Origin of the sequence: Methylobacter sp., assembly GCF_004322395.1 — a bacterium.
Classification (GTDB): domain Bacteria; phylum Pseudomonadota; class Gammaproteobacteria; order Methylococcales; family Methylomonadaceae; genus Methylobacter_A.
In genome coordinates, this window is the sequence record NZ_SCTW01000031.1 from 1 (window position 1) to 10,485 (window position 10,485).

At 46.0% G+C, this 10,485-nt stretch carries 10 protein-coding genes and 1 pseudogene; 6 read left to right on the forward strand and 5 right to left on the reverse strand.

Annotated elements, in window-relative coordinates; genetic code table 11:
• Nucleotides 1–1,487, forward strand: a 1,487-nt coding sequence (gene ftsH, locus EPO18_RS04980; protein ID WP_292431350.1) for an ATP-dependent zinc metalloprotease FtsH, incomplete at its 5' end; no start/stop codon positions are given.
• Between the two features lie 315 nt (nt 1,488–1,802).
• Here ftsH and EPO18_RS04985 read toward each other — a convergent pair.
• The gene (locus EPO18_RS04985) at nt 1,803–3,233 is read right to left on the reverse strand and encodes a S8 family peptidase (RefSeq protein ID WP_292431353.1); all 1,431 of its coding nucleotides are present in this window, start codon (nt 3,231–3,233) and stop codon (nt 1,803–1,805) included.
• 492 nt (nt 3,234–3,725) lie between these two features.
• On the opposite strand from EPO18_RS04985, the gene EPO18_RS04990 reads away from it, so the two are divergent.
• A complete protein-coding gene (locus tag EPO18_RS04990; protein WP_292431356.1) occupies nt 3,726–4,820 on the forward strand; it encodes an alkene reductase in 1,095 nt (364 codons plus the stop codon).
• A gap of 38 nt (nt 4,821–4,858) precedes the next feature.
• On the opposite strand, the gene EPO18_RS04995 is transcribed toward EPO18_RS04990, so the two are convergent.
• Together EPO18_RS04995 and EPO18_RS05000 are read right to left on the reverse strand one after the other, a co-directional pair.
• Entirely contained in the window at nt 4,859–5,725 is an 867-nt protein-coding gene (locus tag EPO18_RS04995) for an NAD-dependent epimerase/dehydratase family protein (RefSeq protein WP_292431359.1), read from the reverse strand.
• A 2-nt stretch (nt 5,726–5,727) separates the two neighbouring features.
• Nucleotides 5,728–6,663: a YbgA family protein gene (locus tag EPO18_RS05000; protein ID WP_292431362.1), complete on the reverse strand. Its 936-nt coding sequence runs from the start codon at nt 6,661–6,663 to the stop codon at nt 5,728–5,730.
• A gap of 140 nt (nt 6,664–6,803) precedes the next feature.
• Here EPO18_RS05000 and EPO18_RS05005 point away from each other — a divergent pair, with 140 nt between their 5' ends.
• The gene (locus tag EPO18_RS05005; protein ID WP_292431365.1) at nt 6,804–7,232 is read left to right on the forward strand and encodes a DUF1499 domain-containing protein; all 429 of its coding nucleotides are present in this window, start codon (nt 6,804–6,806) and stop codon (nt 7,230–7,232) included.
• Nucleotides 7,233–7,589: 357 nt separating this feature from the next.
• On the opposite strand, the gene EPO18_RS05010 is transcribed toward EPO18_RS05005, so the two are convergent.
• Both EPO18_RS05010 and EPO18_RS05015 read right to left on the reverse strand, forming a co-directional pair.
• Entirely contained in the window at nt 7,590–8,003 is a 414-nt protein-coding gene (locus tag EPO18_RS05010; RefSeq protein WP_292431368.1) for a hypothetical protein, read from the reverse strand.
• Nucleotides 8,004–8,129: a hypothetical protein gene (locus EPO18_RS05015; RefSeq protein ID WP_292431371.1), complete on the reverse strand. Its 126-nt coding sequence runs from the start codon at nt 8,127–8,129 to the stop codon at nt 8,004–8,006.
• A gap of 446 nt (nt 8,130–8,575) precedes the next feature.
• On the opposite strand from EPO18_RS05015, the gene EPO18_RS05020 reads away from it, so the two are divergent.
• From EPO18_RS05020 to EPO18_RS05030, 3 genes and pseudogenes are all read left to right on the forward strand, one after another.
• Nucleotides 8,576–9,343 carry a GlcG/HbpS family heme-binding protein gene (locus EPO18_RS05020; RefSeq protein ID WP_292431374.1) on the forward strand — a complete coding sequence of 256 codons (768 nt, stop codon included), beginning with the start codon at nt 8,576–8,578 and terminating at the stop codon, nt 9,341–9,343.
• An 80-nt stretch (nt 9,344–9,423) separates the two neighbouring features.
• Nucleotides 9,424–9,696, forward strand: coding sequence for a hypothetical protein (locus tag EPO18_RS05025; protein WP_292431377.1), 273 nt, complete (start codon nt 9,424–9,426; stop codon nt 9,694–9,696).
• A gap of 459 nt (nt 9,697–10,155) precedes the next feature.
• A pseudogene (locus EPO18_RS05030) lies at nt 10,156–10,485 on the forward strand (hypothetical protein); the annotation flags it as partial.

Here is a 10,485-nt window from a genome sequence, read left to right on the forward strand (position 1 = left end):
CTTTTAGTGATGTTGCCGGTTGCGAAGAAGCCAAAGAGGAAGTGGCCGAGCTGGTTGATTTTTTGCGTGATCCGCAAAAATTCCAAAAATTGGGCGGACAAATACCGCGCGGCATTTTGATGGTCGGCCCGCCAGGAACGGGTAAAACGCTGATTGCCAGAGCCATTGCCGGTGAAGCGGGAGTCAAATTCTTCACCATTTCAGGTTCGGATTTTGTCGAAATGTTTGTTGGCGTCGGTGCGTCCAGAGTCAGGGATATGTTTGCCCAAGCTAAAGAACATGCGCCATGCATTATTTTTATCGACGAGATCGATGCGGTCGGTCGTCAGCGCGGCGGCCCCGGCATAGGTGGGGGTAATGACGAGCGGGAGCAAACCCTCAACCAGTTGCTGGTGGAAATGGACGGATTTAACGGCAACGAAGGCGTTATCGTTATCGCTGCCACCAACCGCGCCGATGTGCTGGACAAGGCCTTGCTGAGACCCGGCCGTTTTGACCGGCAGGTCAATGTCGGTCTGCCCGATGTGCGCGGCCGCGAGCAAATCTTGAATGTGCATATCAAAAAAGTGCCTGCGGCTGCCGATGTTGAATTGAAATATATAGCCAGAGGAACGCCGGGATTTTCAGGTGCCGATCTTGCCAATGTCGTTAATGAGGCCGCGCTTTTTGCTGCTCGTTCCAACAAGCAGGAAGTCGGCATGAGCGATCTTGAGAAAGCCAAGGATAAAATCCTGATGGGCGCAGAACGGCATACCATGGTCATGACTGAAGAGGACAAATTGTTGACTGCATACCATGAAGCAGGACATTGTATAGTCGGGCAAAAATCCCCTGAGCATGATGCCGTCTATAAGGTCAGCATCATGCCTAGAGGCCGAGCCTTGGGTATCACCATGTTCCTGCCCGATAGGGATCAATATAGCGCCAGCAAACGAAAGCTGGAAAGCCAGATTGCCAGTTTGTTCGGTGGCAGGATTGCTGAGTTGATGATTTACGGCGGCGACCGGGTGACTACCGGAGCGTCGAACGATATTGAGCGAGCCACCGAATTGGCCCGCAACATGGTTAAGCGTTGGGGCTTATCCGACAAATTGGGGCCACTGGTCTATGGTGAAGAAGGCGGTCAACCGTTTATGGGCTATCCTGGCGCACAAGGCAGTTCCGTATCTGAAAATGTCGCTCACCTTATCGATGAAGAAATACGCGCAGTAATAGACCGCAACTATCAGCGCGCAGAAGCCATTCTAAAGGAAAATATCGACATTCTGCACAAAATGGCCGACGCATTAATGAAGTGGGAGACCATAGATCGCTTGCAAATTGAAGATTTAATGGCAGGTAAAGATCCTGAGCCGCCAGTCGAGGATGATGTGCAAGTGAACAAGCCTTCGGAGCCGAGTAATGAGTCGCCGGAAAATGAAGTTTCGGGTAAAGTTGATAAAACAGCGATTAAGACGACTACCAATAAACCTGCGGGGCAGGTTTAAGGAAAACTAACAAGCGGGCGTAGCCGGAATGGGACTACTCGCGTAGCGCGAGTGGCGTTTCCGGCCAGTCTGGATGGTGTTCGCCAAACGCCAATTCTCGTTATTACTTGAACCGGCTTAGTCATGCCTACAGATTGAACTTTACTAATGGGTCAATACCGTTGTGATTAGGTTTTTCTGGCTCAGTAAGTTGCAAGCATTAGGCTTGGCTTGTATATAAAACAACGAAGAAAATAGCCGAGGAATCGGGGACTTCAATAAACAAAAAAGGCCAGACATTGGCCTGGCCTTGAAAGAATCATACTTACCGAAAAATCAGAATTTGCTGATATCAAGCCGCCCATTGCTCGCCGTCTTGCCGCTCAGTGAAGACGTGGAGATAACGCTATTAAGAATTGCAGCTTTAATTGTACCTGCGGTAGCGCCCGGATGGGATGCAGCGTAAAGTGCACAAGCCCCTGTTACATGCGGTGTTGCCATCGATGTGCCGCTATAATTACCATAGCCGGAGACAATGTTTATGCCGCTTCTAACCGGTACCGTTGAATAAATTGCCGAACCCGGCGCGCCCAAATCCGCCGATGTAGCTCCATAGTTTGAGAAACTTGATAGAGTTCCGGTCGATGTAATCGATGCCACCGCAAGAATGTTACTGTTTGTATAGCCGGCAGGATAAAACGGTATGGCGTCAATATTGATGCTGCTATTGCCGGCTGCCGCTACAAATAGAATATTTGCTGTATTGGCGCGTTCAATCGCATCAAACAATCCCTGAGAATAGCCACCGCCACCCCAGGAGTTATTGGTCGCGACAAGATTGATGCCAGTACGGAGCTTCAAGTTAGTAAAATAGTCAACCGCTTTGATCGCATTGGCAAGGGTTCCTCCATTATTGCCTAAGAACTTGGCATTCAAAAGTTTGACGCTCCAGCATACTCCGGCGACGCCTTTTCCATTGCCGCCCACGCCACCGATGGTGCCCGCCACATGGGTGCCATGATCATCGTTGATGCCGTCGAATACGGTTTTATTATTGCCATCAAAGTCCCAGCCGTAGACGTCATCAATATAGCCGTTTCCATCGTTATCCTTGCCATCTTTAGATATATCGATACCGGAAACGATGCCAACTTCCCCTGGATTTTTAGCCGCATTGGCTTGAAGATCCACATGAGTGTACATATAGCCTTCGTCGATGATTCCGACATATACGGTTCCGCAATTGTATTTCTCGTTTGCCCATGCCGTACTGGCTTGGCTGCCGTAGCTGACTTTGTTTGTCGACGTGCTGTACATGCCCCAAAGCGAGCCATTGGTATAATAAGTGTCGTTGGAAATTGCCTGATGGCTGTAAATGTAATTAGGCTCCGCAAACTCAATGGCAGGGTCGGACTCAATTTCGTGTCGCGCTGCCGCTGGGGTGAAGTCCGGTTGATGGCGAATTAACACCAAGTCACCGCCGCCGTCTTCCCGCTTGCTTTTGGGAACGACTTTATCAACCACTTCGGCATGTATGCGCCCCAATGCTCTGCCTTTGTCAGTTGTAGTTGCGCCCGGCAAAAATTGTACAAGTAGCTCTCCAGGCACTGAGGGCGCTTTATCAGTAGGAGGGTTTCCAGCTTTTTCTGCCTGACTTATTATCGGTATAGTGGCTATAATCAATAAAGCTGTAGTTTGAAACTTTAATGATATTTTTTTGTTAAATTGTTTCAATGTTGTTACCCCATGAATATATTCAAATTTCATCAGATATTGCTCAATAAAATATCTGATGAGGCTGAAACAGCTATAACACTCAGTATAGTTCTGTGAGTTAGCTGATCATTATTAGTATAGTAGAGATTTCTATTGTTGCTTTTGAATATCACGTGGCTTTTGAATGGGTAATTCATTTAAAATTAATATATGTTAATGCGTCATAAAAAGAACAAAGCGTATCGTTTAGATAGGAGTTATAGTCATTAATTTCTATATATCATGAGGACAAGTAAAGCTGTAAGTCAGTACATACATACAATTCCTTAAGTGATAAAACATATGTTTAGTATGCGCTCAAGGGTGCACCTGAAAATCTTGCGCTTCGACAAGCTCTGGGCCATAGATATGGCATGGCTCTTAAACACCCAAACAGACAACAAATACTATTTGGTGATCTAATACAATATTTGAGAGGCAAGTTCAGCCTCTAAAGGCTAGGATACGATGCCTATCGTTGAATCTGTAATCGAGAAATACATCATGACATCAGTTACAAATGATAAAACTAATCTGTTCTCGCCGATATTGCTGGGAGATATGGCGTTAGCCAACCGGATAATAATGGCGCCTTTGACGCGCAACAGGGCGGGTGAGGGCAATGTGCCTCAGGATACGAATGTGGAATATTATCGTCAACGCGCCGGCGCTGGTTTGATCATTAGCGAAGGCAGTCAAATATCGGCTCAAGGCGTCGGCTATCCGCGGACACCGGGCATTCATTCCGAAGCGCAGGTCGAGGGCTGGAAACGCGTTACCAATGCCGTTCATGATAAAGGCGGTCGAATTTTTATTCAGCTTTGGCATACCGGCAGAATTTCCCATTCCTCATTGCAACCCGGTCATGTTCTACCGGTTGGGCCGTCCGCGCTAAAAGCCGCCGGTCAGGCTTCGACTTATCAGGGTATGCAGGATTTTGAAACGCCGCATGCGCTAACCCTCGATGAGTTGCCGGACATTGTTGCCGATTATGCAAACGCCGCGCAAAATGCAAAAAAAGCCGGTTTCGATGGCGTGGAGATTCATGCCGCCAACGGTTATCTGTTGGATCAGTTTCTAAGAGACGGCACTAACCGGCGAACCGACAGCTATGGCGGAAGCATTGTCAACCGGATGCAGTTGCTGGCTGAAGTAGTTGAAAAACTCATCGCTGTCTGGGGAGCCTACCGGGTCGGGGTGCGAGTGTCCCCGGAAAACAGCTTTAATGATATTAAAGACAGTCAGCCGCAGCAGACCTTTAATGCCATAGCCAAAAAATTATCCGAGTATCCGTTGGCCTATCTGCATGTTCTGGAAGGGGATATGATGACCGGCGAGCGGCATGTGGATTACGTGGCGTTAAGAAACTGCTTTGCCGGGCTTTACATGGCTAATAACGGCTATGACTTGGAACGCGGCAATAGCGCCGTCGAGCAGAACCATGCCGACATGGTGGCGTATGGTAAATTATTTATCGCGAATCCCGATTTGTCTGCACGGTTTGCGAAGAACCTGCCGTTGAACGCGCCAGACCAGGCGACTTTCTATGGCGGGGATGAAAAGGGTTATACCGATTATCCGAAGTATGGGGATGCGTGAGGGATTAAGTTAAAAGAACATCATGAAGACACGAAGTTTTACTGTTCTTCGTGGAAAAAATACCAATTATCCCGTGTCCCGATTAATTCCAAATAGCCGTCTTTATAACTCGGGTACTGGAATTGATAGCCTAACGCTTTTAACCGAGCGTTATTACAGCGTTTATTCATCCCGGCCTCGATACCGATGGCCTTAACCCTTGGCGGAGGACAATGCAGGCATTCTGCCAGCCAGCTGATCACTTCCCACATCGGTGCAGGGTCATCGTCACTGGCAACATAGCATTGCGCCAATGGCTTGCCCGCCAAGCGCTGTTCCAGCAAAAAAGCCAAAACGCCGACGCAATCCTTCTGGTGTATCCGGTTCGTAAAATAAGGCGGAGTTTGCTGTATGTCCGGCGCCTGTATCGTCTGTCTTAACAGGTACTCGCGCCCCGGCCCGTAAATACCGGAAAAACGCACCACGATATTAGCCGGATTTAAAGCGATCAGTCTTTGTTCAGCCTGCCTGATCAAGCGGCTGGGAATATTATCAGGCTCTGCGGCTGAATCTTCATTGACCCATTCGCCTTGGGTTTGTCCATAAACGCTGGTGGATGAAGCCATTATCCAGTGCGCTTCCGATAACTTGGTGAGCAAGTTGTTCAAGCCGGTTTCATAAACAGCGCGATAGCTTTGTTCATTCCGATTGTCAGGCGAAACAATAAAAAACGCCTCGGTAAAATCGCTGTCCAAACCTGCTAAGTCTGCGGCTGAACTTATATCGGCAGCGACATAGCTGACTGGACCGGGTGCGGATAAAGGCGGCTTGCGTTTTAGCCCGGTAACATCAAGGCCTTGGGTCGATAAAACTCCGGCAAGTTCAGAACCTATTGCGCCGCACCCGACAATTAAGATTTTTGCCATGGTTACAATTGATTTATCAGTTGCAGTTCCTGCGGATAAGGCGACATGTAATAGGACTCTTCTATGTACGGATCGGGGCTTTTACGGAAATGATGCTTAAGCAGGGTTATTGGCACTATCAGAGGGATATAGCCATTACGATAACGTTCGATTACTTCGCAAAGCTCGGCTTTGTCATCGCTGCTTAAGTCTTTTTTTAAATAGCCCTGAATATGCTGCAAGACGTTGACATGATTTTTGCGGGTTGCCGGCTTTTTAAGGGTATTCATTAGTTGCAAAATGTATTGCTCTGCAACTTGTACAAGATTGTCTTTAGAGAGCCCGGCTAATAACTGTCCCAAGTCGCGATAGTCTTCATGACTCATGATGATCAGTTTATGGCGGGCGTGAAACTTGGTTAGGCGGCTTGCCGTCAGTTCCTTTGCCAGCATTTCTTTCCAGCGGTACAGTACGTAAACCCGTTGGATGAAGTTTTCGCGAAGACCGGGGTCGCCAAGCCTGCCTTCTTCCTCGACCGGTAACAACGGATTATTGCGCATCATTTCAGCGGCATAAATGCCGACCCCATCGGCGTGCGGCTGGTTATTGGTATAAACTTTAACGCGCTCCATACCGCAACTGGGCGAACTTTTTTTCAGGATGTAGCCGCACAAATCGGCATGCAGGTGCTTTTGCTGCTCGGCATAGCCGCGTAACGGCTCGGTTACATCCCAATCCGGGTTTTTGATACCTACACAATGAATAGCATGGTTGATTTTTACCAGGTGCAGGGTAGGACGGGGCGCGCCTAAGCCGATGCCCATTTCCGGGCAAAACGGATGAAACTCGAAATACTTGCCCAATGTGCCTGTGATGTAGGCATCCAGCCGGTGTCCGCCGTCATAGCGGACGTTCTCGCCTAGTAAACAACTGCTGATACCGATAGGGATTTTTTTCATAAGGCTTTTAATACAGATAGAAAGTTTCTTTGACTTTATCATTAAAACTTTTCAGTGTGGATAGTTTTTGTATCGCTGGCATTTGCATCCGATTGATGAGATGCTTTTAATTCGGCATATCTTTTTGAGGAGCTATACTGATGAAATTTAAATTTATTATTTATATTATCGTTATGATCTTAAGCACAGCAACTCAAGCATCGGAAAAGAAATTAGCGGCCTGTCCGAACAGTCCTAACTGCGTTTCCAGTCAAGCGGCAGACGCCGACCATTTTATTGCACCGTTTAAAGTTATCGGCAATGTCGAAGAGGCTTGGGCGGCACTGAAAAATGCGCTTATCAGCCAAAGTCTTACAGTAATCACCAGTGAAACCAGCAATACTCTTCATGCCGAGGCAACCAGTCTGGTATTTCGTTTTGTTGATGATATAGACGCGATACTGGATGCGGATGCCAAATTAATTCATATCCGTTCTGCGTCACGTATCGGTTACGGCGATTTTGGGGTTAATCGCAAGCGGGTGGAAACGCTCCGCTTGCAACTGCAACAGCAGCATGTCATTGAATGATCTAGCTAACAATGTGTCTTTGTGTCTTCGTAACATGGCTATTTTCCCCCGACGATTTTTTTCTCCTGTTTGAAACATCATAAGAATCCGGAATAGCTTTGGCAATACATGGATATAACGTTAAAACTACTACAGAAGCATGGACAATAAAAATAGTTAGAATTTTATTGATCCTGATTTTAAATCTTAGAATAGTGTCAATAAATTAGCTGGGATTACGAATTTCGGCGCACTAAAAGAAAGAGGACTTTCTTTGTATCCTAGTAATATGTCGAAAATATATAAAAAATAAGCAACTTCAGTTTAGGTTCTGTTGCTTAACTATATAATTATAATGACCCAGCTCCTGGCCGTTGATTACCAGACCTTTGCTACAAACTCCGCTTCATTACACAATTCTAAATGATCGTCATTTTGGCCAATCACATACAGCCCTTTGCATATCGCGTAAGTGGCAACATTTTCTGAAATCACCATGCGGGCAACCGCGCCTGAAATACGTTTTCCACTGTACGCCGGCATTAAACGTTTGATTTTTTCTAAACGATTAAGATGCTCGTTCACGTCGTCAAAACTTAAATTACTTTTGCATTCAATTATCACTGCATCTTGATTATTGACCACAAGCAAATCAATTTCTAATTCTTCGTCATTGCGTTTAGCAGTAACATTTTGATAGATTTCATGAACTTCAATGCCTCGCTGGCTAAACAAGCGTACTGTCGAAGGACGCACCGCTTCTTCGACAAATTGACCTAAACAATTACTCAATCATTCAATGCTTGCACTGGCGGCCTTGATTTCTCGCTCAGTTTCTTTTTGTGCGCCTTGTAATTCTTTTTGCACTCTGGCGACTTCATGCATAATTGCCCAAATGGCATCAGTTACAGCCGCCATTTACATTATCCCAATATCCAAAGATTATGGACAAAGTGTAACGCGCAAAAAAACCACCATGGCACAACAATGAGGTTTTTTTGTTTAACATAAACCCAATTATGCGAGGAACGAAGAAACAAAAATACACAATAAAAAATCTGATGTCTTAATTTTTTACAGCAAGCATGATACTTACCAAGACAGCGTTTTCATGAGTTAATCCCTATCACAGTCAATACGATTGACAGTTACCCAGCCACTTAAAAATATTTAAACCTAATTAAAAAACTTTCAATATTGTCAGAAAATTTTACATTTTTTATATTGAAAGGTTAAATCTAAAATCAAAAATATTATAACATATTGTATTTATTATTTATTTTATATATGGCGTACCGCTTGCCTTATAATGAGATTGTAAGCCACTTTAATAATTTCAACCTAACTAAAGAGGAAAACAAAAAATGAAAAAAATAATAGTTAATTTGGCGATTTTAAGTACTTTAGCCGCCATTCCTCATATTGCGAGTGCAGCAAACGGTTGTGCTGCGTTGCCAAATTATGCCGCACTAAAAGCTGCTTTAAGTACAGCGCGAAATAATGATAATGGAGGTTTCAATTTAGATATGTGGGGCACAGTTGTCGATAGGGATGGTGTGGTTTGCGCCGTAGCTTTTACCGGTAACGACCGAGGCGATCAGTGGCCCGGCAGTCGCGTTATATCAGCCCAAAAAGCCAATACGGCTAATGCATTCAGCCTTCCCGGCTTAGCCTTGTCTACTGCTAACCTGTACACCGCCGTTCAGCCCGGTGGCAGCCTGTATGGTTTGCAAGCTAGCAACCCTGTTGACACGGAGGCCGCCTACAAGGGCCCTTCGACCAATTACGGAAAAGCTAACGATCCTCTAGTGGGTGTTAAAATTGGCGGGGTCAACGTATTTGGCGGGGGGCTGGCATTGTACAATAGCAAAGGAACTTTAGTTGGCGCTATCGGCGTTAGCGGCGACTCATCTTGTGCGGACCATAATATCGCTTGGCGTACGCGTAGTACTCTTGGTTTAGATTATGTTCCCGCTGGCGTCAGTGGCGAAGCTACTCGTCCAGACAACATCGTGTACGACATCACCGCGCAAGCAGGTCAAATGTCTGGGGTTAGCGCGGGCGGATGGGGCCATCCTGCATGTAACGGCGATGTCGCAGCTATCGCCGCGGGGCTACCAGCTGCCCAATAGTTAATAGTAGCCTTATAGATGATCAAGCCGCTGAATAAAATCAGCGGCTTTTTTGATTTCAACCAGGACATAAAAACATTGTGAAGCTGATCCTGCAAATTGCCCTTGGTGTGTTTCTGGGTACACTGGCGGCGCAGTTTGCCTTTGATAGCTGGCGTACACGCCAAGAAAATATAGCCAAAGCGGATATGGAGAAACTCTGGGCTGATCAGGAAAAAGTCCGCCGTGAACAAGGTGAGCGCATTCGCGCCCTGCTGTTACAAGGTCGCCAAGGCAATGCTGCCGGCGCAAAAAAACCGCCTGCCGATTTTGTGCCCGATGACGTGCAAATGGACACGCCCAAACAAAACTAACCGGATGCGTCCAGCATCGCGTTACAGATTATTCACTTTCTTTTCAAATAAAGTTTGCCTAAACGCCCCGTCTTTATCCGTGGAACGGAAAAAAGCTTTTTAAATACCTTCCGTGGCGCAGTCCATCAATCTTTTTTAACCATAAGGTTTTCCGACCGGAATCCGAATGAGCATTACAGCAAACCTATACCCCTGTAATTAACAGTTAGCCCTCAAAAAATACAAAACATCAGAAAATACAAAGGGAATCAAGCTATAGGGCTTCCTATAACCATAAGTAATTTAATCACTTTATTGGTTTACTTAGTACCTTTGTATTTTTCGTGGTTCAATCGCCGTTTTTAGGATAAAGCCATGCCAAATTGGTTTTTTAGTTTATTGGAGGCCGAAATCATAAATCGCGTACTTTTCCTCTCGGGTATAATGAGGCCTTGGAAATAACAATGAAAGAGGAACTCAATGCCGGCAGATATTTTACTTACGGTTGTCGCTACTTCCGTCGTTCAGTCTATTTTTGGGGTAGGTGTATTATTATTCGGCACGCCGTTGCTGCTTTTACTCGGTTATGGCTTTGTCGATGCACTGGGGGTGTTGCTGCCGGTTTCTATCGCTATAAGCGCTTTACAGGTGTTAAGGCACTATGAAGATGTCGATACCGGGTTTTATAAAAATGTGCTGGTTTACAGCATTCCGTTGGTGGTGCTGTTTTTAATGGTGGTTACCTCGGTCAAAATTAATATCAGCCTGCTGATTGGCCCGTTGCTGGTTTTTGTCGCGTTAAAAAATTTT

Excerpts from the sequence above, each read along its gene's own strand:
- EPO18_RS05000 (WP_292431362.1), bottom strand. The coding sequence starts at position 6,663 with ATGAAAAAAATCCCTATCGGTATCAGCAGTTGTTTACTAGGCGAGAAC.
- EPO18_RS05020 (WP_292431374.1), top strand. The coding sequence starts at position 8,576 with ATGAAAAAAATAATAGTTAATTTGGCGATTTTAAGTACTTTAGCCGCC.
- EPO18_RS04990 (WP_292431356.1), top strand. The coding sequence starts at position 3,726 with ATGACATCAGTTACAAATGATAAAACTAATCTGTTCTCGCCGATATTG.
- EPO18_RS05015 (WP_292431371.1), bottom strand. The coding sequence starts at position 8,129 with ATGGCGGCTGTAACTGATGCCATTTGGGCAATTATGCATGAAGTCGCC.
- EPO18_RS04985 (WP_292431353.1), bottom strand. The coding sequence starts at position 3,233 with ATGAAATTTGAATATATTCATGGGGTAACAACATTGAAACAATTTAAC.
- EPO18_RS05005 (WP_292431365.1), top strand. The coding sequence starts at position 6,804 with ATGAAATTTAAATTTATTATTTATATTATCGTTATGATCTTAAGCACA.
- EPO18_RS04995 (WP_292431359.1), bottom strand. The coding sequence starts at position 5,725 with ATGGCAAAAATCTTAATTGTCGGGTGCGGCGCAATAGGTTCTGAACTT.